We start from the raw sequence: 26,849 nt of genomic DNA on the forward strand, positions 1-26,849 counted from the left end.
TGACGTCATGCGCCCTGCGGGGCGCATTTTTTCCTACTGATGACTTCCGCTGCCCCAGCTCTCACGTTGCCACTCTACCCGCCTCCCGATCCGCTCACGCTTCGACAAGAAGCCGCTGATACGCCGGCGGGATCCTCATTGGCCACACCCCACGTCTCATACGGCAGCAGCGTCCAGCGCATCGGTCTGGCGAGCCTGGTCGTCATCGCCCACCTGGCCGGCATGGCGGGCATCGCGCACCTGGCGAACCGTCCCGTCGACGTACCCGAACTCACCAGCATCGCCGTCGCGCTGATCCCCGCCGAGCCGGCCATCGAACAGACCGCCCCGGCGCCGGTCGAGACGCCGCCTCCGCCCGAGCCGGTGAAACCGGAGGTCAAGCCGCCTCCGCCGCCGAAGGAAATTCCCAAACCCAAGCCGAAACCCAAGCCCAAGCCCAAACCGGTGCCCAAGGTGACGGAATCGCCCACTGCGGTGACCCAGGAAGAAGTACCGCCCGAACCCAGTCCGCCCGAAACCACCGCAGTCCCCGACGCTGCACCGAGCGCACCAGTCGCGGCCGTGCCGGTGAGTCCGGCGCCGCCTGGCCCTCCCACCGGCGGGCCGGTCACCGGCGCGCGTTTCGACGCCGACTACCTCAACAACCCGAAACCGTCTTACCCGCCGCTGTCGCGCCGGCTGCGCGAGGAAGGCCAGGTCATGCTGCGCGTGCTGGTCTCGGTCGACGGCATGCCGAGCCGCATCGAAGTGCGCACCAGCTCGGGCTCCGAACGCCTCGATCGCGCCGCCGAGCAGGCCGTGAGCCGCTGGCGCTTCGTGCCCGCCAAACGCGGCGACACACCGGTCGAGGCCTGGGTGCTGGTACCGATCGTCTTCAAACTTACTGGAAACTGAAACAATGGAAGCAACGCAAGCCTTCGGCATCGCTCATCTGTGGGAGCAGTCCGACCTCGTAATCCGTGGCATCGCTGTGATCCTGATGCTGATGTCGATCGCGAGCTGGTATCTGATTCTGGTGCGCGGCCTGCGCCAGTTGCGCGCCCGCCGCCAGGTGGGCGCAATCGAAGCCTTCTGGGCTGCCCCGAACCTCGACGCCGGCCTGAAGCGGCTCAGCGAGCTGGCCCCCGATTCGTCCTTCGAAGCCCTCGCCCAGCAGGGCGCGGCCGCAGCACAGCACATCCGCCGCCATGCCGGCAACGACACGCTGGGCAGCAAGCTCGATGCCGACGAAGTCCTGACCCGTTCCCTGCGCAAATCGATCGCATTGTCGACCGCCGGCCTGGAGTCGGGCATGACCGTGCTGGCCTCGATCGGCTCCACCGCGCCTTTCGTCGGCCTGTTCGGCACCGTGTGGGGCATCTACCATGCGCTGGTCAACATCAGCGCCTCGGGCATGGCGACGCTGGACAAGGTTGCCGGTCCGGTCGGCGAAGCGCTGATCATGACCGCCTTCGGCCTCTTCGTCGCAATCCCGGCAGTGCTGGCCTACAACGCCGTCACCCGCGCCAACCGCGTCGAACTGTCCGAACTCGATGCCTTCGCCCACGACCTGCAGGCCTGGTTCTCGACCGGCGCCCGCATCGCCCCGGTGAGCGTGGCCCATACCGCCAAGGATCGCTCGACGGCTCCGGCGGCGAGCGCCGCGCCGGCCAACGGAGCAGCGTAAATGGCATTCGGCGGCTTCAACAACGGGGACAGCCGTCCCCTGCAAAGCGAAATCAACATGGTCCCGCTGATCGACGTCATGCTGGTGCTGCTGATCGTGTTCATGATCACCGCACCGCTGCTGACGCACTCGGTCAAGATCGACCTGCCCCAGGCGTCGAGCCAACCCAACGAGGAAAAGCCCGAAACCGTGTCGCTGGCGATCAACGGCGAAGGCCAGCTGTTCTGGAACAACGAACCGCTCGACGACGTTGCGCTGCCGCTGCGCCTGCAGGCGGCAGCCGAGCAGAAACCCCAGCCCGAGCTGCACCTGCGGGCGGACCGCGAGACGCGCTACCAGAAGTTGGCGGAAGTCATGTCACAGGCGCGCGAGGCCGGCATCGAGAAGATGGGCTTCATCACCCTGCCGGAAAGCGAAGCCGCCGAATGAGCGGCCGAGCGGCACCCAAAGACAGCACGAAAACCCGGGCCGCGCGATGCGGCCCGACGCACGTCCGGCGCCGGCACACTCAGGTGCGCTTGCTGCGCACCCGGATGATCACGTCGAGGTGCTCCAGCTCGACGCCCTCGGGCAGGCGCGGCACGCCGACGACCTTCAGTTCATCGGCGGCGACGTCGCGCACTTCACCGGTATCGACGTCGTACAGGTGGTAATGCGGGTCGGTGTTCGAATCGAACACCACCCGGTCCGGATCGATGATCAGTTCGCGTACCAAGTTCTTCTCGCGGAACAGGCGCAGCGTATTGTAGACCGTGGCACGCGAAGTCTCGGGCGCATTGACGCGCACCCGCTCCAGCACCTGGTCGGCGGACAGATGGACCGGGCGCGCGAACAGCACGCGCGCAATCTCGATGCGCTGCTGGGTGATCGGAACGCCGACGCTGCGCAGGCAGGCGATCGCATCTTCGGTGGTGTGAACGTTCATGTCTCTCTCTGGGCCTCAGGCCTCGATCTTGTCATCGGGACGGCACCACGCACCGTGGTGCCGTCCCTGCAAAAACCCCGGCCGTTCCGCCGCAGCGGAACGGCCGGGCCATATCAAGCCGCCCCTTACTTCCAGGGATCCGGCTTCGGCGTGTCGTTGGACGACGGCGGCAGCAGCGGCATCACGAAGGTCGGCTGGTCGCCGGTCAGCGTCTTCAGGAAGGCGACGATGTCGGAGATCTCCTGCTCGCTGTACTTGCGGCCCAGTTGCAGGCGACCCATGATGTCGACCGCCTCTTCCAGCGTCGCGGCTTCGCCGTCGTGGAAGTAGGGATAGGTCAGTTCCACGTTGCGCAGCGTCGGCACCTTGAAGTTCATGCGGTCTTCGTCCTTGCCGGTGACCGCGGCGCGGCCTTCGGCCGGGTTGTTGGTCTTGTACGGCTCGAACAGGCCCATCTTCTGGAACGAGGTGCCGCCCACGGCCGGGCCGTTGTGGCAGGCCACGCAGCCGCTTTCCTTGAACAGGCCGTAGCCGGCCAGCTCGCGGTCGGTCAGCGCCTTGTCGTCACCCTTCAGCCACTGGTCGAACGGCGAATTCGGCGTCACCAGGGTTTCCTCGAAGGCCGCGATCGCCTGCGTGATCTTGTCGATGTTGATCGCCGCGGAGCCGAACACCGACTTGAACTCGGACACATAGCCCGGAATCGAGCGCAGCGTATCGACCGCCAGATCGTGGGTGAAGGCCATTTCGCCCGGGTTGGCGATCGGGCCGCCCGCCTGCTCCTTCAGGTCGGCCGCACGGCCGTCCCAGAACTGCGCCACGGCCAGGCTGGAATTCAGCACGGTGGGCGAGTTGATCGGGCCCTGCTGCCACTTGTCGCCGATCGAGGTCTTCAGATTGTCGCTGCCGCCCATCGACAGGTTGTGGCAGGAATTACAGGAAATGAAGCCCGAGCGCGACAGGCGCGGATCGAAATACAGCTTCTTGCCCAGTTCGACCATCGCCGGATTGACGACCTTGGCCGGCTCGATCGGCTGGATCGGTTCTTCGCGGACCGTCGCGGCCCATGCGGAACCGGCCACGGCGAGTGCGGAAGCGACCGCGATTGCCTTGATTCTCATGTTGATTCTCCTTGTGCGCTTGAAAGTGTCCTGCCGCCATTTTTAGACGGCGTCTAAATTTCAAAGCCATTAGACCCAGCTCTTCCGGACCGTTTATTGACCGGCGTCAAGAAACATTCACTTGCAACGGTCGCCTGTCACGCCGCGGCTGCAATTCGATACACGCCGACACAGGCCAGTCACTATGCTTGGCAGCGTCCAATCCTGGCCGCCGGTCGCAGTACCGCCATTCCGGGCCAAACCCACCCCATTCCCACCCCATTCCGAACCACTGAACGACGCAAACGATGACCGCCCCACCCTCCCGCCCGAAGAAGAACCGCGCCCTGCGCACCAGCCTCATCGTGCTGGCGCTCGCCCTTGCCGGCGCCGGCACCTGGCTGGCCTGGCCACACCTGTCCGGCAGCAACGGCGCCGCAGCCTACCAGTTCGCCAGCGTGCAGCGCGGCGACATCGAGGACGTCGTCACCGCCACCGGCACGCTGCAGCCACGCGACTACGTCGATGTCGGTGCCCAGGTCTCCGGCCAGTTGAAGAAGATCCACGTCGAAGTCGGCTCGGTGGTGAAGGCGGGCGACCTGCTCGGCGAGATCGACTCCACCGTGTACCTGTCGAAAGTCGACGCCTCGCGCGCCCAGTTGCGCAACCTGCGCGCCACGCTCAAGGACCGCGAGGCGAAGCTGGCGCTGGCCCGCATCCAGCTTCGCCGCCAGCAAGCGCTGATGGCCGAGGACGCCACCACCCGGGAAAGCCTGCAGACGGCCGAAGCCAACGCCAAGTCGGCCGAAGCCTCGCTCGAAGCGCTGCGCGCCCAGATCGAGCAGAACGAATCCAGCCTGCGCGCCGACGAAGCCAACCTGCAGTACTCCAGCATCCTGTCGCCGATGAACGGCACCGTGGTGTCCATCTCCGCCCGCCAAGGCCAGACCCTGAACACCAACCAGTCGGCGCCGACCATCCTGCAGGTGGCCGACCTCACCACGATGACGGTGCAGACCCAGGTGTCGGAGGCCGACATCAGCCGGCTGCGCACCGGCATGGAAGCCTACTTCACCACGCTGGGCGGCCAGGGCAAGCGCTGGTACGGCAAGCTGGCCAAGATCGAACCCACGCCCACCGTCACCAACAACGTCGTGCTGTACAACGCGCTGTTCGACGTGCCCAACGACAACGGCGAACTGATGACGCAGATGACCGCCCAGGTCTATTTCATCGTCGCCCAGGCGCGCGACGTGCTGCAGGTGCCGCTGGGCGCGCTGAGCCAGATCCGCCCGCTGCAGCCGCAAGGCGCCGGGGCCGGCACGGCCGCTGGCGAGCGCCCGGCACCACGCATGCGGACGGCCGCCGCCGACGGCGGGGACGGCAGCGACGCCGGCCGCCCCGGCAGGCCGGATGGCGAAGGCCGCGGGCCTCGCGCCCAGACGGGCGCCGAAGCCGGCGCCGCCGGCGAGGCCTTCCGGCGCACCGGCCGAGGCCCGCGCGAAGGCGGGCAGGTCGCCGCCGGTACGCCACGCCAGGCCACGGTACGGGTGCTCAGGCCCGACAACAGCATCGAGGAGCGCATCATCACCATCGGCGTCTCCAACCGGGTCGCCGCGCAGGTGCTGTCCGGCCTCGAAGAGGGCGACCGGGTCGTGGCCGGCGCCGCGGCAGCGGGCGGGAGCCAGCCGGGCGGCAACCGCCCGCCGATGATGGGCCCGGGGCCGCGGCTGTGAAGCGCGAGAGCTTCGCCCCCGCCGGCACCCGGGCGGCAGAAGCCGCCCAGCCGCTGATCGAGCTGTCCGGCATCACGCGGGCCTTCGTCAATGGCGAGGTCGAGACGCGCGTGCTGCACGGCATCGATCTCGTCATCCATCCGGGCGAGTTCGTCGCCATCATGGGCGCCTCCGGCTCGGGCAAATCGACGCTGATGAACATCCTCGGCTGCCTCGACCGCCCCACCAGCGGCACCTACCGCTTCATGGGCCAGGACGTCTCCGGCTTCGACCGCGACGAACTCGCCCGCCTGCGGCGCGAAGCCTTCGGTTTCGTGTTCCAGAGCTACAACCTGATCGGCGGCTCCACCGCGCGCGAGAACGTCGAAGTGCCGGCAATCTACTCCGGCATGCCGCCGGCCGAACGCCACGCCCGCGCCGACGCCCTGCTCGCCGCGCTCGGCCTCGCCGAACGCGGCCACCACCGCCCCAACCAGCTCTCCGGCGGCCAGCAGCAGCGCGTCTCGATCGCCCGCGCACTGATGAACGGCGGCCGCATCATCCTCGCCGACGAACCGACCGGCGCACTCGACAGCAAGAGCGGCGAAGACGTCATGAAGCTGCTGCGGCAGCTGTCCGCCGACGGCCACACCATCATCCTCATCACCCACGCCCGCGAAGTGGCGGAACAGGCCCAGCGCGTCATCGAGATCCGCGACGGCCACGTCGTCGCCGATCCCGGCCCGCGCCTGCCCGAAGGCCCGGAACCCGACTTCAGCCCGCAGGGCGACCGCAGTTCGTCGCTGGCCGACATCGTCGAAGCCACCCGCACCGCGCTGCGCGCGCTGCGCGCCAACCTGTTCCGCACCATCCTGACCCTGCTCGGCATCGTCATCGGCGTCGCCTCGGTGATCGCCATGCTCGCCATCGGCGACGGCGCCAAGCAGAAAGTGGTCGACCAGATCAGCGCCATGGGCACCGACCTGCTGACCATCCGCCCCGGCGCACCCAACCAGCGCGGCCGCGACACCACCGCCACGCTGGTGCCCGAGGACGTGGCGGCCATCCGCGACCTGTCCAACATCCGCGCCGCGGTGCCCGAGCAGTCGAGCAGCGTCACGCTGCGCTACGGCGGCAACGACCACCGCACCCAGATCAACGGCACGTCGGAAGACTACGTCATCGCGCGCAACTGGGCCGTCGCCACCGGCACCTTCTTCAGCGCCGACGACGTCTCCCGCTACGCCACCGTCACCGTGCTCGGCCAGACCGTCGCCAAGGCCTTGTTCGCCGATGTCGATCCCGTCGGCCAGTACGTCGTGGTCAACAACATCCCCTTCCAGGTCATCGGCACCATGACCGGCAAAGGCGCCACCGCCTTCGGCCAGGATCAGGACGACGTGATCTTCATGCCCTACACCACCTCCAGCCTGCGCATCACCGGCCAGCGCTTCCTGCGCAACGTCACCGTGGCGGTGGCCGACGTCGGCCGGATCGACGACACCCAGGACGAGGTCCACGCGCTGCTGCTCAATCGCCACGGCAGGGAGGATTTCCAGATCCGCAACATGGCCTCGATCATCGACACCGTGTCGGCGACGCAGAACACCCTCACCATCCTGCTCGGCACCGTGGCGGCGATTTCGCTGCTGGTGGGCGGCATCGGCGTCATGAACATCATGCTGGTGTCGGTCACCGAGCGCACCCGCGAAATCGGCATCCGCATGGCGACCGGCGCGCGCATGAAGAACATCCTGCAGCAGTTCCTGATCGAGGCGCTGGTGGTGTCGGCCATCGGCGGTGCCATCGGCGTCGCCGCCGGGCTCGGCACCGCGGCCATCATCGCCTTCTTCGGCACCCAGGTGAAATACACCCTGCTGCCGGTCGTGCTCGCCTTCGGCTGCGCCTTCGCCACCGGCCTGGTGTTCGGCTACCTGCCGGCACGCAAGGCCGCCCGCCTGGACCCGGTCGTCGCGCTGGCCTCCGAGTGAGGACAGCACCACTTCACGCCACATTCCATCCCCGCCCATGCCCGTTCTCCACTCGCCCCGCCCTTCCAGGCTCCGCCACCTGGCGGCAGCCGCCGCGCTGATCCTGCTTGCCGGCTGCGCCATCACCGAGCCGGTCGTCAGCCCCGAGCTCGAGCTGCCTGCCGCGTGGAGCGAAGCACCCGCGCTTCCCGCCAGCGCGCAGGCCGACATTTCCAGCACCTGGTGGCAGCGCTTCGGTTCGCCGCAGCTCGACGCGCTGGTCGCCGAGGCGATGCTCTCCGCCCCGGACCTGCTGATCCAGGCCGAGCGCGTGGTCCAGGCCGAACTGGCGCTGCGCCAGGCCGGCGCCTCGCTGCTGCCATCACTGTCGCTCAGCGGCGGCAGCGGCGTGCAGAACGCCGAAGGCAAGGAATCGCAGTCGACCAACGCCGGCCTCAGCGCCCGCTACGAGATCGACCTGTGGGGCCGGCTGGCCGCCACCCGCGATGCCAGCCACGCCAGCCTGGCCGCGACCCGCTTCGACCGCGACGCCGCACGGCTGTCGATGGCGGCCAACGTCGCCACCCTGTGGTTCCAGACCCTCGCCCTCGACGAGCGCATCGACATCGCCCGCCAGAACCTGGCGATCGCCGAACGCGTGCTGAAAGTCGTCCAGGCACGCTACGACAACGGCGCCGCCTCGGCGCTGGAGCTCAGCCAGCAGCGCAGCACCGTGCTGAACCAGCGTAAGGCCATCGAACCGCTGGAAGTCACCGCGCGCCAGACCCGCTCGGCACTCGCCATCCTGCTCGGCCGCAGCCCGCAGGCCGGCTTCATCCAGGGCGAGCGGCTGGCACAGCTGCAGGTTCCGGAAGTCGCCGCCGGGCTGCCTTCGGAGCTCCTGCTGCGCCGCCCCGACCTCGCCTCCAGCGAAGCCCGGCTCGCCGCCGCCGCCGCCAACCTGGCCGCCGCCCGCGCGGCGCTGCTGCCCAGCATCAGCCTGTCGGCCGGCGCCAGTGCCGCCAGCGCCGAGCTGCTGTCGCTGTCCGGCCACAACAGCGTGCTGTCGCTGTCCGGTTCGCTGCTGCAGACCATCTTCGACGGCGGCCGCCTCGCCGCCGACGTCGACATCCAGCGTTCGCGCCAGCGCGAACTGGTCGAAACCCACCGGCAGACGGTGCTGGCCGCGCTGAAGGAAGTCGAGGACGCGCTCGCCAACGCCGTCCGCGACGCCAACCAGGAAAGCGCCCAGCGCGAAATCCTCGCCGAAGCCCAGCGCAGCCTGCGCCTGGCCGAACTGCGCTACCGCGAAGGCGCCGACGGCCTGCTGACGGTGCTGGACGCACAGCGCGCGCTGTTCTCGGCGCAGGACCAGCTGGCGCAATTGCGGCTGACAAGGCTGACGGACGCGGTTAACCTCTATCGCGTCCTGGGCGGCGGCTGGAACATGCCGGAAACGCCCGCTGCCGCCCACACCGCAGGCTGAACCGACCGATGCCCACCCCGCTGCCCAAGCTGAGCGCCATTCCGCAGGAGATCGCCGCCGTCGGCGACTACGCAGCCCAGGCCCGCGCCCGGGTGGATGACAACGCCTGGGCCTACATCGGCAGCGGCGCCGCCGACGAGATCACGTTGCGCGACAACCGCGCCGCCTTCGACCGCATCCCGCTGCACGGGCGGGTGCTGGCCGACGTGCGCGGCGGCCACACCCGGCTCGAACTGCTCGGCCACAGCCTCGCCCACCCCATCCTGCTGGCGCCGGTGGCCTACCAGAAGCTCGCCCATCCTGCCGGCGAAACCGGCACCGTACAGGCCGCCGCGGCGCTGGACGCCTGCATGGTGGTCAGCACGCTGGCGAGCTGCACGCTCGAAGACATCGCCCGCCACGCCGCCGGCCCGCTGTGGTTCCAGCTCTACGTGCAGCCCGACGCCGGCTTCAACCGCCACCTGATCGAACGCGCCGAAGCCGCCGGCTATTCGGCCCTGCTCATCACCGTCGACGCCCCGGTCGCCGGCGCGCGCAACCGCGAGCACCGCGCCGGCTTCCATCTGCCGGCCGGCATCGACGCCGCCAACCTGCGCGGCATGCCGCAGCCCGCCACGCCGCCGCTGCCGGCCGGCGGCAGCCAGGTATTCGACCGCCTGATGGCGCACGCCCCCACCTGGAAGGATCTCGACGCCCTGCGCGCCGCCACCCGCCTGCCGGTGATCCTGAAAGGCATCATGCACCCCGACGACGCCGCACTGGCCGTCGCCGCCGGCATCGACGGCATCGTCGTCTCCAACCACGGCGGCCGCACGCTCGACACCCAGCCCGCCACCATCGACGCCCTGCCTGCCATCGCCGACCGCGTCGGCGGCGCCGTGCCGCTGCTGCTCGACGGCGGCATCCGCCGCGGCACCGACATCGTCAAGGCGATCGCCCGCGGCGCCGACGCCGTCATGATCGGCCGCGCCTGGCTGCACGCCCTCGCCGCCGCCGGCCCGCTCGGCGTCGCCCACGTGCTGCGCCTGCTGCGCGACGAGCTCGAGATCGCGATGGCGCTCACCGGCTGCGCCACGCTGGCGGACATCCGGCGCCAGGGCTGACACGCCCCGGGCTGACCGCCCGCGGGCTCAGCTTGATCCGGCGCCTTTGCGGCAACCCTGCACACACGTCCCGTACGTCCAGCAGTTCCCCTCCGGCGGCCGTGCTCCACCGCAGCCATGCCTTTCCGAGGCGATGAACGATCCGGCTCGAACAGCCACACATTCGTCATATATGTTTCATCGCCGCAACAAAACTGAAGACAAGCCCGTCACAAAAACGAACAAATCTTTGCAAAGCTTGTTACGAATCATTATTGTTCGCAGAAATTTGCCAAATCGTAGCCAGCCACCTGCAGCGTAAGTCCTCTTATGTGCGAGTCAGGAAGCCAGCCAACTTTCCCGACATCAACCAAGGACTTCGTTTCATGGCACATACTGGAACTCCGCGCCTGCGGCGCACTGCCCTGCTGATCGGCCTGGTCTTCCCTGCCGGCGCAGCCTTCGCCCAGGAGCAACAGCTCGGCTCGGTGGTGGTCAGCGCGACCGGCTTCGAACAGAAGATCACCGACGCGCCAGCCAGCATTTCGGTCGTCACCCAGGAAGAACTCGCCAGGAAGCCCTACATGAGCCTGATCGACGCGGTGCGCGATCTGGAAGGCGTGGACGTCGGCGAAACTTCGGACAAGACCGGCCAGAAGACCATCAGCATGCGCGGCATGGGTTCGGAGTACACGCTGGTCCTGGTCGACGGCAAGCGCCAGAACAACCACGGCGACATCTATCCCAACAACTTCGGCGGCAACCAGTTCAATCACATCCCGCCGCTGGACGCGATCGAGCGCATCGAAGTCATCCGCGGCCCGGCCTCCACACTGTATGGCGCCGACGCGATGGGCGGCGTCATCAACATCATCACGAAGAAAGACATCGCGAAGTGGACCGGCTCGGTCACGGTCGGCCGCAGCTTCCAGTCCGACAACGATTTCGGTGACGACACCACCACCGACTTCGCCATCCGCGGCCCGATCCTGCCCGGCAAGCTCGGCGTGGCCCTGCGCGGCAGCTACTACGACCGCGAATCCTCCACCCCTGAATATGCCTCGTCTGTCGCCCCCGATGGCACGGTTCACCCTCGTAGTCTGGGCTTCGGCGGTGGCGGCAAGACCGTCGACAACACCAACCAGGCCTATGGCATCAGCCTGTTCTTCACGCCGGACGAGCGCCAGCGCATCACTTTCGACTACGACATCTCCAGGCAAAAGTACGACAACAAGCCCGTCGTCGATCCCGTTACCGGAAGGACCAGCTTCCCGCTCGGCACGGTGGACAGCATCAATACCATCTGGCAGGCAGGGAACTACTGCCAGGGCGCCAGCGGCAACAATGCCGGTGCGTGCGCAAACAACGGCGGCACCTGGAGCCGCCGCGCCAACCCGCAGGTCGGATACGTCGACGAGCAGAAGTTCACCCGCGACGCCTGGTCCCTGACCCATGAAGGCAAGTGGGATTTCGGCAACAGCTTCATCTCGCTGTCCTACGTCGAAACCGACAACAAGGGCCGCACCCTGCCCTTCACCGTGGCCGAACGGCAACAACTGCTGGCGATGTTCGACGGCACCGGCGCCTGGGCCGGCATGAGCGAGGCAGAACGCAAGGCCGCCGCCGAAGCCGCCTTCCTGCCCCGCGGCAAGCGTACCCTGCAAAGCAACCAATACACGCTGGACGCCAGGCTGGACATTCCGCTGCAGAATCTCGCGGGCGAGCACCTGCTGGTCGTCGGCGGCCAGGTCATCGACGGCGAACTGAAGGACGGCGTGTTCGGCCTGGAGTCCGGCACCCCGGGCAAGGTTCAGGATCACAAGATGTGGTCGCTGTTCCTCGAGGACAACTGGATGGCGACCGATGCCTTCACGCTGACCGCCGGCATCCGCTACGACGACCACGACACCTTCGGCAACCAGGTTTCGCCGCGCGTCTACGGTATTTACAACCTGAACTCGCAATGGACCCTGAAGGGCGGCGTCTCCACCGGCTTCAAGACACCCAAGACCACCGACCTGTACGACGGCATCACCGGCTTCGGCAGCCAGGGCACCAGCCCCTTCTTCGGCAACCCGGACCTGGAGCCGGAAACCAGCCGCAACACCGAACTGGCGGTGTATTGGAACCATCCGAACGGCCACAGCTTCAACGCCACGATCTTCCGCAACGACTTCAAGGACAAGATTTCCTCTCAGCCTTGCGGCCCCGCGACCTCGCTGCCGTGCGCCAGCACCGGCGAATATGCCGATCTCGGCTACACCACGTCGAACAAGGCCACGAACATCGACAAGGTCGTGATCCAGGGCGTGGAACTGGCCGGTCGCTGGCAGATCTCGCCCGCCTGGGCGCTGCGCGGCAACTACACCTACACCGACAGCGAGCAGAAGAGCGGCGCCAACAAGGGGCGGCCGCTGAACCAGACGGCGAAGCACATGATGAACACCACGCTGGACTGGCAGGCGATGGACAAGCTCAACATCTTCCTGACCATGGAGGCACGTTCGAAGCGCTACCGCGGCGTGATCAACAACAAGGAAGCACACTACAAGGACTACGAAGTCTTCCACCTGGGCGCGAGCTACCACGTGACCAAGAACGTCACCATCAACGGCCGCATCAACAATCTGCTGGACGAGGACTTCACCACCTACAAGACCGATTTCATCGAGTGCACCAGCGGCAACTCGTGCATCAACGGCTGGCAGCCCAGCTACCTCGACGACTTCAACAACAAGGACAAGGCGCGCAACTTCTGGATCAGCCTCAACGCCCGCTTCTGATCACCCGCAACGGCGGGCTGCACCGGCTTTCGGTGCAGCCCGTTTTTTTCGTTTCGGCCGTCGGTGCGTCGCCCTTTCCGGCATCGGCAGACATGACGAACAGAGCCGGAATGGCTCCAGATTGCAAGAACCATTGCGATATTGAAACAACTGATACAAATCATTATCATTCGCCAGGTTTTCTCCAGAACAAGCCTGCCCCGCCTGACGGATGAGCACACCGTGCGCTGGCGGGAGGCCGGATCATTCCTTCCACATAAAGGACCCGCTTCATGCCACACACCGCGATACCACGCCTTCGGCGCACCGCCCTGCTACTGGCCCTCGGGCTTTCATCCAGCGCGACATTCGCCCAGGAACAGCAGCTCGGTTCGGTGGTCGTTTCCGCCTCGGGCTTCGAACAGGACCTGAAAGAGGCGCCGGCGTCGATCTCGGTCGTCACCCGGCAGGACCTGGAAACCAAGCAGTTCCGCGATCTGGCCGAAGCCCTGCAGGATGTCGAAGGCATCGACGTGCGCGGCAGCACCGGCAAGACCGGCGGCCTCAACATCAGCATCCGCGGCATGCCCAGCGACTACACGCTGATCCTGATCGACGGCCGCCGACAGAACGTGGCCGGCGATGTCACACCCAACGGCTTCGGCGACGCGCTGACCAGCTTCATCCCGCCGCTGTCGGCCATCGAGCGCATCGAGGTCATCCGCGGCCCGATGTCCACGCTGTACGGCTCCGACGCCATGGGCGGCGTGGTCAACATCATCACACGCAAGGTCGCGCAGGAATGGAGCGGTTCGCTGGGGCTCGAAGCCAGCTTCCCCGAGGACAATGACTGGGGCAAATCGCAGAAGCTCAACCTGTATGCGAACGGTCCGATCGTCCAGGACCTGCTGGGCATTGCAGTGCGCGGCAGCACCTTCCATCGCGGCGAAACCGAGCGCATTCGCGCGGCCAGCGGCAACGCGCGCGACCCGGCGCCGGCCAAGAGCCGCCAGCACAGCGTCGGCACCCGCCTGACGCTGACGCCGAACAAGAGCAACGACATCTGGCTCGACCTCGATCAATCCAGCACCTGGTACGACAATGAGGATTGCCGGCTCGGCGGGCGTGATTTCCTGCAGAGCAACTGCATCACGCCGAATACGACGGTGACCGGTTACAAGGACTACATGCGCATCGAGCGCGAACAAGTCGCGATCGGCCATAGCAGCCGCCTGTCCTTCGGCCTGCTCGAATCGAGCCTGATGCGCACCACCACCGAAACCAAGGGCCGTACCATTCCGACCGCCTCGCGCCCCAGCGGCGATCCCCAGATCGGCGCGGATCGCACCTTGGAAACCGTGAATACGGTTTTCGACACCAAGCTGGTCGCGCCGCTCGGCGAATCGCATGTGGCAACCGTCGGCGGCCAGTGGTGGAAAGCCGAGTTGACCGACCGCCTGCTGCCCGACGATCACGAACAGAAGATGTGGTCGTTGTTCGTCGAGGACGAATGGCGCCTCGCCGACAACCTCGCCGCCACCTTCGGCGCGCGCTACGACCACCATGACGCATTTGGCGGCGAAGTCAGCCCGCGCGCCTATCTGGTCTGGAACGCGACGTCGAACTGGACCGTGAAGGGCGGCGTCAGCCAGGGCTTCAAGGCGCCCCGCCTCAACCAGTTGATCGACGGCGTCAGCGGCATCAGCGGACAGGGCACCTCGATCAGCATCGGCAACCCGAACCTGAAGCCGGAAACCAGCACCAGTACCGAACTCGGCGTGCTGTTCGACAACCAGCAGAACCTGAGTGCGTCAGCAACGCTGTTCCACAACAAGATCGAGGACAAGATCAGCAGCGGCGGCGACTGCTCGGTCAACTTCATCTCGAGCTGCGTCGCCAATCCGGATGCAACCTATTCGATCAACAACGACGAGGCAAAGACCTGGGGGGTCGAGCTCACGTCCCGCATCGTGCTGGCACCGCGCTGGCTGCTGAGCCTGAACTACACCTGGACCGACAGCGAGATCAAGCAGAACGGGCGCAAGAACGGCAAGCTCAGCGACACCGCCAAGCACATCGCCAACGCACAGCTGCGCTGGGATACGACCGACAAGCTGAGCCTGTGGGCACGCGGGGAGTACCGCGGCAAGAGCCGCCGCTTCGATGGTGACCCCTCCGGCTTCTCGGGCAACACGCTGAGGGAGTATCAGGCGCTCGGCGACCTCAAGGGCTACTCGCTGTTCCATGTGGGCGGTTCGTACAAGCTCGCCAGCAACGTGACGGTCAACGCCAACATCTTCAACCTGCTCGACAAGGACTTCACCAAGTACAAGACCTGGACGAACGTGAATGGCATCGAACAGCTTGGCAGCGACTACTACACGACTGCGGCATCGACGAGGGGAACCGTGACTGCCGGCCGCACCCTCTGGATTTCCGCGAACATCGATTTCTGACCTGGCACAGGCGCACCCCTCCTTGGTGTGCGCCTCGCCGGCCGCATCATGTTCAGTGAGCCGTACTGGCCATGCGCCAGTGCGGCTTTCTTTCCTTACGAGGCAGAACGCAGCTTGTTTGCCGCGCTGACTTCGTCCGGCACACAGCGCTCCGATTTTTCACTCCGACGTACAAAAAACTACAACAAATTCAGAAAACCTTATTGTTGCGAATGATTATCAACATTAGAATCGCCGGTTCATGGTCCCGACATCCAGCGGCTACGTACACCGCATCGGGCATTCGAACCGACGGAACCGCGCTTTACCGATGCCGACCTCTCCCGACTCCTTGAGCCGCCGCACGCCCAGCGCAAGCTCCACTCCGGCGTCCGGCCACCAGGCCGTCGCCCGCCAGCAGGCCCGCCGCGGCAACTGGCTCAAGACGCTGCACCAATGGCACTGGATCAGCTCCGCGGTGTCGCTATTCGGCATGCTGATGTTCGCCATCACCGGCATCACGCTCAACCACTCCGGCGCCATCGAATCCAGGCCCGTCATCGAGACCCGCACGGCCGCCGTGCCCGACGCCGTGGCCGAAGCGCTGCGCCGGCTGGCGGCCGACGAGGATGCCCCGGCGGAGCGGCCGCTGCCCGCCGATGCCGCCGGCTGGGTGGCCGAAGCGCTGGGCATCCCGGTATCCGGCAAGGATGCGGAATGGTCGGAAGACGAGATCTACCTCGCCCTGCCACGCCCCGGCGGCGACGCCTGGCTGCGCCTCGACCTGCAGGGCGCCGAAGCGGAATACGAGCGCACCGACCGCGGCTGGATCGCCTGGCTCAACGACCTGCACAAGGGGCGCAATTCCGGCGAGGCCTGGAGCTGGTTCATCGACATCTTCGCCGTGGCCTGTGTGGTGTTCTCGGTCACCGGCCTGCTGATCCTGCAGGTCCATGCCGCCAACCGTGCCTCGGTATGGCCCGTCGTCGGGCTCGGCATCGTGCTGCCCACCGTGCTCATCCTGCTTTTCGTCCATTAACCCCGCCCTGGAGTCACCCATGCACAAACCCCTGTTCCTCGCCGTCGGCCTGCTCGCGGCGAGCTCCGCGTTCGCCGCCGGCATCGAGGTCGAGATCGAGTTGCCGCGCATCGACGTGTCGGACTACCGCCGCCCCTACGTCGCCGCCTGGCTGGAGCGCCCGGACAACTCGGTCGCCGCCAACCTGGCCGTGTGGTACGACGTCAAGATGCGCAACGCCGAAGGTGCCAAGTGGCTGAAGGACATGCGCCTGTGGTGGCGCCGCACCGGCCGCGACCTGGAGCAGCCGGTCGACGGCGTGACCGCCGCCACCCGCAACCCCGGCGTGCACAAGCTCAGCTTCACCGAAGGCCAGGTGCCGCTCGGCAAGCTGGCGGCCGGCGAGTACCGCCTCGTCGTCGAAGCCTCGCGCGAGCACGGCGGCCGCGAAGTCGTGACCGTGCCGCTGCAATGGCCGCCCGCTTCGGCCACCCGCAGCGAAGTGCGCGGCGAGCACGAACTCGGCACCATCGCCGTCCAGCTCAAGCCCTGATCCATCCGCCATCCGACCCGAGGAGAGAAATCCCATGAAACTGAACAAGCACTTCGCTGTTGCCGCCCTCGCCCTTGCCGCCGCCGTGCCGGCCGCGCAGGCGCACGAATTCTGGCTGCTGCCGTCCTCCACCGTGCTGTCGAGCCCCGGCTACATCACCGTCGACGCGGCCGTGTCCAACGACATTTTCTATTTCAACTACCGTCCGCTGGGCATCCGCGACAACCTCTCCATCACCGCCGCCGACGGCAGCAAGGTCGAGCCCGAAAGCATGGTGCAGGGCAAGCTGCGCACGGTGTTCGACGCCAACCTGCAGGCAGCCGGCACCTACCGCCTGGCGATCGCCAATGCCAGCATGATGGCGAGCTGGAAGGAAGGCGGCGAAACCAAGCGCTGGCGCGGTCCCCAGGCCGAAATGGCGGACAAAGTGCCGGCCAAGGCCGATGAACTGACGATCCGCGAAAGCGTGTCGCGCCTCGAGACCTTCGTCACCGTCGGCCGCCCGACCGACGTCAAGCCGACCGGCCAGGGCCTCGAGCTGGTGCCGGTCACCCATCCGAACGATCTGTACGAGGACTCGCCGGCGGTGTTCACCTTCGTCGTCGACGGCAAGCCCGCCGCCGGCATCGAAGTGGAGATGATCCGTGCCGGCACCCGCTACCGCGACCAGCTGGAAAAGATCACCCTCACCACCAATGCCGACGGCCAGATCAGCCACACCTGGCAGCACCCCGGCATGTACTACCTGAAGGCCGGCGTCACCGGCAAGAGCGAGACGATGGAAAACGTCGAGCGCCGCCTGTCCTACGTCACCACGCTGGAAGTGCTGGCGCAATGATCGGGGCCGGCCCGCCGCTCGCCGGCGGGCCGCCTGAATGCCGATGATAAGCAGTCTCGAAATCAGCCGCATCGGCCCGGCCGCGGGCGTGATCGCTGCCTACGCGGCCTTCTGCCTGCGGATCTGGCACGGCCATCGCAAGCGCGCCGCCGCGCACAATGCAAGCGGCGCCGACGCGGTACTGGTGGCTTTCGCCAGCCAGAGCGGCTTCGGCCGCGAACTGGCCGAGGAAGCGGCCACGGCGCTGGAATCGACCGGCGTCGGCGTGCGCCTGTGCGCGCTCGACGCGCTCGACGCCGCCGGCCTGAAAGCCTGCCGCCAGGCCCTGTTCATCGCCAGCACCTGCGGCGAAGGCGACGCGCCGGACAATGCGGCACGTTTCGTCAAGCGCACGATGGAGCTGGAGCCGTCGCTGGCCGAGCTTCGCTACGGCCTCCTCGCCCTCGGCGACGCCACTTATACGAACTACTGCGGCTTCGGCCGCCGCCTGGACGCCTGGCTGGAAGCCTGCGGCGCCACGCCGATGTTCCCGCGCATCGACATCGATCGTGCCGACGGCGATGCGCTCGCCACCTGGCGCCACCGCCTGGCCGCCTTCGCCGGCCTCGCCGAACTGCCCGAAAGCGCCCTGCCGGCGCTCGGCTTCTGGCGCCTGCGCAACCAGCGCCACCTCAACCCCGGCAGCGCCGGCGAACCTGCCTGGCACGTCGAGCTGGAAGCGGTCGACAGCGACGGGCCGGACGCCCGCCCCGTTCCGCTGCCCGACTGGCAGGCGGGCGACCTGCTGCAACTGCACCCGTCGGGCGAGGGCAGCCCGCCACGCGACTACTCGATCGCCTCGCTGCCCGAGGACGGTGCCGTCCATCTGCTGGTGCGCCGGGTACGCGGACCGGACGGCAATCCAGGCCTGATGTCCGCACAGCTGACCGACACTTCGGGTACGGTGCCGGTGCTGCGCGGACGCATCCGTCCCCATCCCAACTTCCGCATCGGCGACAATGCCGGGCGGCCGCTGATCCTGATCGGCAACGGCACCGGCCTTGCCGGCCTGCTCGCCCATCTGCGCCTGCGCGCCCGCCGCAATGACGGCCGCAACTGGCTGATCTTCGGCGAGCGCAACAAGGCTTTCGACGACTTCCACGGCGCGGAAATCGAGGCGCTCGAACGGCAGGACCTGCTGGCCCGCTGCGATCGCGTATATTCGCGCGACGAACCGGCGGAATACGTGCAGGACCGCCTCGCCGGCGCCGCCGACACCGTGCGCGCATGGGTCGATGGCGGCGCGGCGATCTACGTCTGCGGCAACGCCGTGGGCATGGGTCCGGCGGTACATGAAACCCTCCTGGCCATCCTCGGCTCCGAGCGCCTGGAACGGCTGGCGCACGAAGGCCGCTACCGCCGCGACATCTATTGAACATGACGGACCGCTGCAGCCGTCATGCCGGGGATTCCATTCAACTCGACGACAAGGAAGAAAGCATGATCAAGCAAAGCTTCGCCATTCTCGCCCTCGCCGCTTTCGGCACGCTGGGCAGCCTGCCCGTGCACGCCGAGGACGCCGCACCGCGCGTCAACCACTACGAAGCCAAGAAGGGCGAATCGAAGGACGAGACGATCGCCATCCTGCGCGAGACCAACGCCAAGCTGAAGGAACTGCTGGACGGTGAAATGGGCGAATACGACATCCATGACGTCCACAGTCTGAGCTACACGCTCGAAGACGCGCTGCTGGCGCTCGGCGACGAGGCCAAGGGCCTGCACAAGATCGTCACCGACATGCACTTCGCCAGCGAAGGCCTGGACCGCGAAGCCGTCATCGACTACGGCAGGGCTTATCTGAGCGGAATCGAGAAGCTGCTTCCCTGAACCTGATCCGGTCTCTCCGACCGGGTCTGCCCCGAGCGGCCGCGGGGGCCGCCTCGTTTCCTGCATCAACGCCGACAGCGGGGCATTGTTGTATCCCGACAACATCTCAAAAAGTTCAATAAATTTTATTTTGTTTCAAAACAGGAATCGTTATTATTCGCTTCCACAAATAGCCAGCCACCCAACCGGATATCTCCCGGCCAGGAAGCCAGCCAGCGTTTACTTCCTGCCCCCACTGACGGAGATACTCCATGGCCCACATCGAGAGCCAGAAACACACCTTGCCGCAGCAGCCGCGCCTGCACCAGACCACCGCCCTCACCCTTCTCGCCCTGGCCCTGCCCGGCACCGCCGCGGCCCAGCAGGCCGCCCCGGTGCCGACGCTGCCGAAAGTCGAAGTCACCGCCACCGGCGAGCAGGCCTACAAGGCCGATACGGTGTCCTCGCCCAAGTTCACCCAGCCGCTGGTCGACACGCCGCAGACCATCACCGTGATCAAGAAGGAAATCCTCCGCGAACAGCAGGCCACTTCGCTGACCGAAGCACTGCGCAACACCCCGGGCATCACCATGCTGCTCGGCGAAGGCGGCAACAGTAACCAGAAGGACAACATCTTCATGCGCGGCTTCGATACTTCGGGCAGCGTGTTCATCGACAACGTGCGCGACCTCGGCAACTTCGGCCGCGACACCTTCAACGTCGAGCAGATCGAGATATCCAAGGGCGCGGTCGGCGCCGACAACGGCCGCGGCGCGCCGTCCGGCTACGTCAACCTGTCGTCCAAGTCGCCCTTCGCCGACAACGCGCTGAGCGGCAGCATCAGCTACGGCAGCGCCGAGAACCTGCGCATGACCGCCGACATGAACCGGCAACTGGGCGAAACCTCGGCCTTCCGCCTCAACGTCATGAAGCAGGACGGCGGCGTCGCCGGCCGCGACCATGTGGAAAGCAAGCGCTGGGGCATCGCACCCTCGATCGCTTTCGGCCTCGACACGCCGACCCGCACCACGCTGTCCTACCTGCATGTCGAGCAGGACAACGTACCCGACGGCGGCATCCCGACGGTCGGCCTGAAGGGCTATTACAACGCCGCGCTGGCCGCCGCCGGCATCGGTGCGCGCAAGGTCGACACCGAGAACTTCTACGGCTCGAAGCACGATTTCGAGGACGTCAGCCTGGACATGTTCACCGTCAAGGTCGAGCACGACATCGCGCCCGGCACCACGGTGCGCAACACCTCGCGCTGGGGCAAGGTGCGGCATGAACTGCTGCTGACCGCGCCCGGCAGCGCGAATTCCAGCGCCACCAATCCGAACGGCATCAACGCGGGCAACGTCAACAACCCCGAAACATGGACGGTGACCCGCAGCCGCCAGACCAAGTGGCAGGAAAACGAACTGCTGACCAACCAGACCAACCTGACGACCGAATTCAGCACCGGCCCACTGGCGCACTCGCTGAGCGCCGGCCTGGAGTTCATCCACGAGCGCCAGCTGACCAAGACCCTGGTCGGCGCCGGCAGCATGGTGCCGGGCAATCTGTACGATCCCAGCCGCCACGATCCGGTCAGCAACTACGACCTGGGCACGGACGGACGCAAGGCCGACGGCGAGACGACCACCATCGGCGCCTACCTGTTCGACACCGCCAAGCTCGGCGAGCGCTGGCAATTCACCGCCGGCGTGCGCCTCGACCGCTACCGCACCGAAGCCCGCAACGTCGTCGCCTCGACCGCGACCAGCCATCCCGCGCTGCCGGTCGGCACCCTGGTGCCGCTGAACATCGACGCCAAGGACACGCTGACGAGCTGGAAAGTCGGCGCGCTGTACAAGCCGGCGGCCAACGGCAGCATCTATGCCGCCTACGCCACGTCGAAGCAGCCGCCGGGCGGCTCGAACTTCACTCTCAGCGCCACCGGCATCAACAACCCCAACATGGACCCGCAGGAAGCGCGCACCATCGAACTCGGCACCAAGTGGGACCTGCTCGACGAACGCCTCGCCTTCACTGCCGCCATCTACCGCACCGAGAACAAGAACGACCTCACCCAGACCGACCCGGTCACCGGCGACGTCACCCAATGGGGCAAGAAGACGGTGAAGGGCATCGAGCTGGGCCTGGTCGGCGCGATCACGCCGGCATGGCAGGTGTCGGCCGGACTGGCCAGGATGAAGACCGAAGTCGAGGAAGGCAGCACCAGCCAGCAGGGCAACGCGGTGCAGTGGTCGCCGGAGCTGAGCTTCACCGCATGGACCACCTACCGCCTGCCCTTCGGCCTGACCGTCGGCGGCGGCGCGCGCTACGTCGATTCGATGCTGCGCTCGTCCAACGATGCCACCGCCACCACCAACATGCCGGAGGTCGACGACTACTGGGTGTATGACGCGATGGCATCCTACGAGATCAGCAAGAACGTCTCGCTGCAGCTGAACGTATACAACCTCACCGACAAGAAGTACGTGGCGTCGATGAACAACAACGGCGCCCGCTACACGCCGGGCACGCCGCGTTCGGCCCTGCTGTCGGCGAACTTCCAGTTCTGAAGCGGCTCTCCTTGCCGCCCGCCCGGCTTCACTGGCGGGCGGTTTTTTCATTTTCCGAGGAATTCCCGCGATGATGCTGCATGTTCCCGAAGTCCTGACGCCCGGCGAACTCGACGAGTGCCGGCAACTGCTGGCGACGGCGGATTGGGCTGACGGCCTGGCCACCGCCGGCGCACAGGCGGCCCAGGTCAAGCGCAACCGGCAGCTGCCCGAGCATGCGCCGGCGCTCGGCCGCCTGCGCAGCATCGTCACCGCCGCGCTGATGCGCAACCCGTTGTTCGTCTCCGCCGCGCTGCCGCGCCAGCTGCTGCCGCCCTTCTTCAACCGCTACGAAGGCGGCGAGCACTTCGGCAACCATGTCGACAACGCCATCCGCCAGGCGCCGGGCAGCGGCCAGATCGTGCGTACCGACGTGTCGGCGACGCTGTTCTTCGCCGCACCCGACGAATACACAGGCGGCGACCTGGTGGTCGAGGACACCTATGGCACCCACCGCGCCCGGCTGCCGGCCGGCGACATGGTCCTCTACCCCTCGACCAGCCTGCACCGGGTCGAGCCCGTCACCGCGGGCGTGCGCGTCTGCTCCTTCCTGTGGACGCAGAGCATGGTGCGCGACGACTGGAAGCGGAACCTGCTGTTCGACCTCGACATGAACATCCAGCGCCTGCGCGCGCAGCTCGGCGAGACGCCCGAGACCGTGGCGCTGACCAGCCATTACCACAACCTGCTGCGCCTCTGGGTGGAAACATAACAAGTCCGATTCTCATTATTGGGTTATAGTCGCCGACTTGCTGATTCCTGAACGGTTTTCCGAGCCGATGCCCATGCGCCCGCAATCCCGTAAGCCCTGCCCGCAGCCTGACCGCCGCCCAGGCGAAACACCAGACGATCGTGGAGACCACCGATGAGCCGCGTCGTCTCCTCGCTGCCGGGGCGCATCCGCATCCGTGACAAGGCGCTGCGCAATCGTGCCCGTCTGTCCCGGATCGAAACCGAGCTGAAGCGCGTGGACGGCGTGGTCGTCGTCGAACCGAATGCCGCGGCCGGCAGCATCGTGCTGCACTATTCACCGGACAGGACCGATCCGATCCGGCTCGAGAACGACATCGATGCGCTGATCGATGCAGCGCTCGCGGTACCGCAGCGCCCCGCCGGCACGCGCTCGCTGCGGATGCAGGTGAACCGCTGCGCCAAGATCGGCATGATGGGCAGCCTCGCCACCTCGCTGGCGCTGGCCGCCGCCGGCAACAAGCGCTGGCATGCCGTCACCGGCGGCATGTTCGTCGCCTGCCTGGGCGTGCATCTCGGCGTGCATCGCCGCCACCTGCTGCGCTGACGCGCAGGCGGCGGCATTCAACAGCTACAGTCCGGCGCGGCCACGGCGTCGCCACCGCAAACGACACACTGCGCGGCAAGGCCGATCAAGCGCCTTGCCAACGCCACCGCCTGCGGCCGCGCGCTACCATCGTCGGACAGGTAGATTTCCATGCAGAGGTAGAGAAAGGCCGGGTTATGCCAGATCCGTTCCGGGATCACGGTACGGGTAGGCACGGCGTCCGACGAGCCGAGCCGGATCACGCGCACGCCCGCCATCGGCACACCGGCGGCCACCGGAACACCTGCCGCCGGTGCGCCGGTCGATTCATGAAGCCGGGCTTGCAGCCGCTCGGCGAGCACCGCATCGCCGCACATGAGGTCGGCACAGGGGCCGTCGCGGTCGATGCCGGCATGCAGATCGACCAGCAGCCTGTGGCGGCCGAGCACATGGGGCAGCAGCTGCAGGTACAAGGCCTCGTGCGCCAGACCGTAGCGGAAGCACTGGTCCGGCCGCGGCCGGCGCCCCGACAACCCGTCGGGGATTTCCAGCACCTCGGCCTCGTCCGGCGCCAGCCCGGCCGCCACTTCGCGGCCGAAGACGAGTTCCTCGCGGTGGATGCCGATCACGACCAGCACCGGCGCCGCAGGCGCGACCACCACGATCCGCCCCTCAGCCGGGGCCGGGCTGACGCGCCCCGGACCGTCCGACGCCCGCCGCTTGCGTCGCCGCGGCGCCGGCCCACTCGTACAGCGCCACCGTCGCCGGGTCGCATTTGCAGCACGTCGAACCGCAGCCCGGTTCGCCATCGATCCTGCGCACGCGCCCCTTGCGCTCGAGCGTGTCCAGCATCGGCCCGAGCGCCTCGGGCGTGCTTTCCAGCGCGAGCGCCATGTCGGCCACGCTGGCCCGGCGCCGCTCGCGCAGATAGGTACTGAGTCGGGACAGCATCATCTCGGCCTCCTCAAACCTGTTGCGGCAGCGGTAGGCCGCCGTCCTCGCGCGCACCGTAGCGCCGCAGCGACCACAAGGCGAGCGCGAAGCAGGCGACGATGCCGCCGATCCACGCCAGCGAGGCGCCCGGGTGCTGCGCCCAGGTCGCCGCCTGGTAATAGATCGTTGCCAGGCCGTAGCCCAGGCCCGTCGTCCAGGCCGCGACGAACACCGTCCAGCGCGCGCCCGATTCCTGGTAGATCGCCGCGATCGCCGCCGTGCAGGGGAAGTACAGCAGGATGAACAGCAGGTAGGCGAAGGCCCCGGCGGCGCCGTCGAAGCGGGCCGCCATCGCGCCGAAGGTGCCGGCCGACACGTCCTGGTCCACCGCCTCGGCCACCGCAGCCTCGTCGCTGAGGTCGCCGACATCCAGCCCCATCGGGTCGGCCCAGGAACCCAGCGCATCGGCCAGGTTCTCGGGAATGGTGGCGAAAGCCGCGGCGATGCTGGCGCCCAGGTCGAAAGGCTCCTCCTCGTCCGCATCTTCGCCGGCATCCTTGGCGGCAAGCGCCGAGTAGGCCGCGTCCAGCGTGCCCACCACCGCTTCCTTGGCCAGCACGCCGGTGAAGATGCCGACCGCGGCCGGCCAGTTCTCCTCGGTCAGGCCCATCGGCGCGAACGCCGGCGTGATGTTGCGCCCGACCGCGGCCAGCACCGAGGCATCGCTGTCCTCGTTGCCGTAGCTGCCGTCGGTGCCGACCGCGTTGAGCACGTTCAGCACCAGCACCATCGGCACGATCACCCGCCCGGCGCGCACGACGAAGCCCATCAGCCGCTCCCAGGCATGGATCAGCACGCCGCGGACGGTCGGCAGGTGGTAGGGCGGCAGTTCCATGATGAAAGGCGTCGGTTCGCCCTTCAGCAGCGTGTGGCGCAGCACCAGCCCGGTCAGCACCGCCACCGCGATGCCGACGATGTACAGCCCGAACACCACGTTCTGCGCACCCTGAGGGAAGAAGGCGGCGGCGAACAGCACATACACCGGCAGGCGCGCGCCGCAGGACATGAAGGGCGCCATCGCGATCGTCATCAGCCGGTCGCGGCGGTGCTCCAGCGTGCGCGTCGCCATGATCGCCGGCACGTTGCAGCCGAAACCGACGATCAGCGGCACGAAGGATTTGCCCGGCAGCCCGACCCAGCGCATGAAGCGGTCCATGACGAAGGCCGCGCGCGCCATGTAGCCGGAATCCTCCAGCACCGACAGGAACAGGAACAGGAAGCCGATGATCGGGATGAAGGTGGCGACGACCTGGATGCCGCCGCCGATGCCCTGCGCCAGCAGCACGGTCAGCCACTGCGGCACGCCGAGGCCGTCCAGCAGCTCGGACAAGCCGTCGACCAGCAGCGCGCCGGTGAACTGGTCGAAGAAGTCGATGAAGGCACCGCCGATGTTGATCGTGAACAGGAACATCAGGTACATCATCAGCAGGAAGATCGGCACGCCGAGCGCGCGGTTCAGCACGATGCGGTCGATATGGTCGGTGAGGTCGCGACCGACCCGGCCGCTGACCGTCAGCGTTTCGCCGGCGATCCGGTTGGCGAGGCCGTAGCGCGCATCCGCCACCATGATGTCGAGGTCTTCGCCCAGGTCGCCGCCCAGCCGCCCGGCTTCGGCAGCCAGCTCCTTGCCCGCCGCCGTGCGCGCCAGATCGTCGCCTTCGAGCAGCCGTACCGCCAGCCAGCGCGGCGAGGTGCCCGCGGCCTGTGCCGCCGCTTCGAGTTTTGGCGCCAGCGCGGCGATGGCCTGCTCCAGTTCGGGTTGATAGTCCACTTTCGCGCTCGCCGGCCGGCGGGCCTTCACCGCATTGCGGATCGCCGTCTTCAGCGCAGCCACGCCCTCGCCTTCGGAAGCGACCACTGGCACCACCGGGCAGCCCAGGCGGCGCGACAGCGCTTCGGCATCGATGCGCAGCCCCTTGTCGCGAGCGACATCGACCATGTTGAGCACCACCAGCAACGGCACCCGCATTTCGGCGAGCTGGGTACTCAGGTAGAGGTTGCGCTCGAGGTTGGACGCATCGACGATGTTGATGACCAGTTCCGCCTCGCCGCCATGGACGTAGTCGCGCGCCACGCTCTCGTCGAGCGAGACTTCGCGGTCGACGACGTCCAGCGAATAGGTGCCGGGCAGATCGACGACCTCGAAGTGCAGGCCGTCGTGGCGGTATTCGCCGCTTTTCTTCTCGACCGTCACGCCGGGCCAGTTGCCGACACGCTGGCGCGAGCCGGTCAGCGCGTTGAACAGCGTGGTCTTGCCGCAGTTCGGATTGCCCACCAGGGCGATGACATGTTCGTTTTTCATCACAGCCTCTCCACCATCAACGCGTCCGCCTCGCCCTTGCGCAGGGTCAGGGCGAAGCCACGCACCCGGATCTCGACCGGATCGCCCATCGGCGCGACCCGCACCACCTGCAGCTCCGCCCCCGGCGTCAGGCCCATCGACAGCAGCTTGCGGCGATAGGGGCTGCCCGCCTCGGCAAAACCGGACACCTTGGCGCGGTCGCCCACCGCGAGTTGTTTGAGCATCATCTGATTCACTCCAATCGAATCTGCGCAGCGCGCTTCATACTGATTTGCATTCA

23 protein-coding genes are annotated in these 26,849 nt (G+C 67.2%); 17 read left to right on the forward strand and 6 right to left on the reverse strand.

What is annotated here, in order from left to right; all coding sequences use genetic code 11:
* Positions 1–138 precede the first annotated feature (138 nt).
* The 3 genes from ACNQFN_RS19360 to ACNQFN_RS19370 are packed head-to-tail and all read left to right on the forward strand — an operon-like array spanning position 139 to position 2,095.
* Positions 139–894 (forward strand): energy transducer TonB, encoded by a 756-nt coding sequence (locus ACNQFN_RS19360; RefSeq protein WP_418647302.1) that lies wholly within the window; start codon positions 139–141, stop codon positions 892–894.
* 4 nt (positions 895–898) lie between these two features.
* Positions 899–1,666, forward strand: a complete 768-nt coding sequence (locus tag ACNQFN_RS19365) for a MotA/TolQ/ExbB proton channel family protein (protein ID WP_418647303.1) — start codon at positions 899–901, stop codon at positions 1,664–1,666.
* On the forward strand, positions 1,667–2,095 hold the full coding sequence (locus ACNQFN_RS19370) for an ExbD/TolR family protein (RefSeq protein WP_068635913.1): 429 nt from the start codon (positions 1,667–1,669) through the stop codon (positions 2,093–2,095).
* A 79-nt stretch (positions 2,096–2,174) separates the two neighbouring features.
* Here ACNQFN_RS19370 and ACNQFN_RS19375 read toward each other — a convergent pair whose 3' ends face one another.
* A complete protein-coding gene (locus tag ACNQFN_RS19375; RefSeq protein ID WP_068635914.1) occupies positions 2,175–2,591 on the reverse strand; it encodes a Fur family transcriptional regulator in 417 nt (138 codons plus the stop codon).
* Positions 2,592–2,716: 125 nt separating this feature from the next.
* Positions 2,717–3,712 (reverse strand): cytochrome-c peroxidase, encoded by a 996-nt coding sequence (locus ACNQFN_RS19380; RefSeq protein WP_068635915.1) that lies wholly within the window; start codon positions 3,710–3,712, stop codon positions 2,717–2,719.
* 287 nt (positions 3,713–3,999) lie between these two features.
* Between ACNQFN_RS19380 and ACNQFN_RS19385 the strand changes: the two genes are divergently transcribed.
* The 14 genes from ACNQFN_RS19385 to ACNQFN_RS19450 all read left to right on the forward strand — a co-directional run bounded on the left by ACNQFN_RS19385 (position 4,000) and on the right by ACNQFN_RS19450 (position 23,295).
* Entirely contained in the window at positions 4,000–5,427 is a 1,428-nt protein-coding gene (locus tag ACNQFN_RS19385) for an efflux RND transporter periplasmic adaptor subunit (protein WP_418647304.1), read from the forward strand.
* Entirely contained in the window at positions 5,424–7,397 is a 1,974-nt protein-coding gene (locus ACNQFN_RS19390; RefSeq protein WP_418647305.1) for a MacB family efflux pump subunit, read from the forward strand. The genes ACNQFN_RS19385 and ACNQFN_RS19390 overlap by 4 nt, the downstream gene beginning before the upstream one ends.
* 37 nt (positions 7,398–7,434) lie before the next feature.
* The gene (locus ACNQFN_RS19395) at positions 7,435–8,862 is read left to right on the forward strand and encodes an efflux transporter outer membrane subunit (RefSeq protein ID WP_418647306.1); all 1,428 of its coding nucleotides are present in this window, start codon (positions 7,435–7,437) and stop codon (positions 8,860–8,862) included.
* An 8-nt stretch (positions 8,863–8,870) separates the two neighbouring features.
* Positions 8,871–9,965, forward strand: coding sequence for an alpha-hydroxy acid oxidase (locus tag ACNQFN_RS19400; protein ID WP_418647307.1), 1,095 nt, complete (start codon positions 8,871–8,873; stop codon positions 9,963–9,965).
* A 365-nt stretch (positions 9,966–10,330) separates the two neighbouring features.
* Positions 10,331–12,727: a TonB-dependent receptor domain-containing protein gene (locus ACNQFN_RS19405; RefSeq protein ID WP_418647308.1), complete on the forward strand. Its 2,397-nt coding sequence runs from the start codon at positions 10,331–10,333 to the stop codon at positions 12,725–12,727.
* A gap of 272 nt (positions 12,728–12,999) precedes the next feature.
* Complete coding sequence (locus ACNQFN_RS19410; protein WP_068635921.1) at positions 13,000–15,162, forward strand: TonB-dependent receptor domain-containing protein; 2,163 nt, start codon at positions 13,000–13,002, stop codon at positions 15,160–15,162.
* A gap of 310 nt (positions 15,163–15,472) precedes the next feature.
* Positions 15,473–16,180, forward strand: coding sequence for a PepSY-associated TM helix domain-containing protein (locus tag ACNQFN_RS19415; protein ID WP_418647309.1), 708 nt, complete (start codon positions 15,473–15,475; stop codon positions 16,178–16,180).
* 19 nt (positions 16,181–16,199) lie between these two features.
* On the forward strand, positions 16,200–16,712 hold the full coding sequence (locus ACNQFN_RS19420) for a DUF2271 domain-containing protein (RefSeq protein ID WP_418647310.1): 513 nt from the start codon (positions 16,200–16,202) through the stop codon (positions 16,710–16,712).
* 34 nt (positions 16,713–16,746) lie between these two features.
* Entirely contained in the window at positions 16,747–17,550 is an 804-nt protein-coding gene (locus tag ACNQFN_RS19425) for a DUF4198 domain-containing protein (protein WP_418647311.1), read from the forward strand.
* 37 nt (positions 17,551–17,587) lie between these two features.
* The gene (locus ACNQFN_RS19430) at positions 17,588–18,964 is read left to right on the forward strand and encodes a flavodoxin domain-containing protein (protein WP_418647312.1); all 1,377 of its coding nucleotides are present in this window, start codon (positions 17,588–17,590) and stop codon (positions 18,962–18,964) included.
* A 65-nt stretch (positions 18,965–19,029) separates the two neighbouring features.
* Positions 19,030–19,416, forward strand: coding sequence for a DUF6746 family protein (locus tag ACNQFN_RS19435; RefSeq protein WP_068635980.1), 387 nt, complete (start codon positions 19,030–19,032; stop codon positions 19,414–19,416).
* A gap of 251 nt (positions 19,417–19,667) precedes the next feature.
* Entirely contained in the window at positions 19,668–21,959 is a 2,292-nt protein-coding gene (locus ACNQFN_RS19440; RefSeq protein ID WP_418647313.1) for a catecholate siderophore receptor Fiu, read from the forward strand.
* A 70-nt stretch (positions 21,960–22,029) separates the two neighbouring features.
* Positions 22,030–22,710 (forward strand): Fe2+-dependent dioxygenase, encoded by a 681-nt coding sequence (locus ACNQFN_RS19445; protein ID WP_418647314.1) that lies wholly within the window; start codon positions 22,030–22,032, stop codon positions 22,708–22,710.
* Between the two features lie 153 nt (positions 22,711–22,863).
* A complete protein-coding gene (locus ACNQFN_RS19450; RefSeq protein WP_068635926.1) occupies positions 22,864–23,295 on the forward strand; it encodes an HMA2 domain-containing protein in 432 nt (143 codons plus the stop codon).
* 17 nt (positions 23,296–23,312) lie between these two features.
* On the opposite strand, the gene ACNQFN_RS19455 is transcribed toward ACNQFN_RS19450, so the two are convergent.
* From ACNQFN_RS19455 to ACNQFN_RS19470, 4 genes are read right to left on the reverse strand one after another with little or no spacing between them, the layout of a single operon-like run.
* On the reverse strand, positions 23,313–23,936 hold the full coding sequence (locus ACNQFN_RS19455; protein WP_418647315.1) for a hypothetical protein: 624 nt from the start codon (positions 23,934–23,936) through the stop codon (positions 23,313–23,315).
* 10 nt (positions 23,937–23,946) lie between these two features.
* A complete protein-coding gene (locus ACNQFN_RS19460; protein ID WP_068635927.1) occupies positions 23,947–24,228 on the reverse strand; it encodes a FeoC-like transcriptional regulator in 282 nt (93 codons plus the stop codon).
* A 10-nt stretch (positions 24,229–24,238) separates the two neighbouring features.
* A complete protein-coding gene (feoB, locus tag ACNQFN_RS19465; RefSeq protein WP_418647316.1) occupies positions 24,239–26,569 on the reverse strand; it encodes a Fe(2+) transporter permease subunit FeoB in 2,331 nt (776 codons plus the stop codon).
* Positions 26,569–26,796, reverse strand: a complete 228-nt coding sequence (locus ACNQFN_RS19470) for a FeoA family protein (RefSeq protein ID WP_068635929.1) — start codon at positions 26,794–26,796, stop codon at positions 26,569–26,571. The genes feoB and ACNQFN_RS19470 overlap by 1 nt, the downstream gene beginning before the upstream one ends.
* Between the last annotated feature and the right edge of the window lie 53 nt (positions 26,797–26,849).

This window comes from Thauera butanivorans, assembly GCF_048398245.1.
Taxonomy (GTDB): Bacteria; Pseudomonadota; Gammaproteobacteria; order Burkholderiales; family Rhodocyclaceae; genus Thauera; species Thauera butanivorans.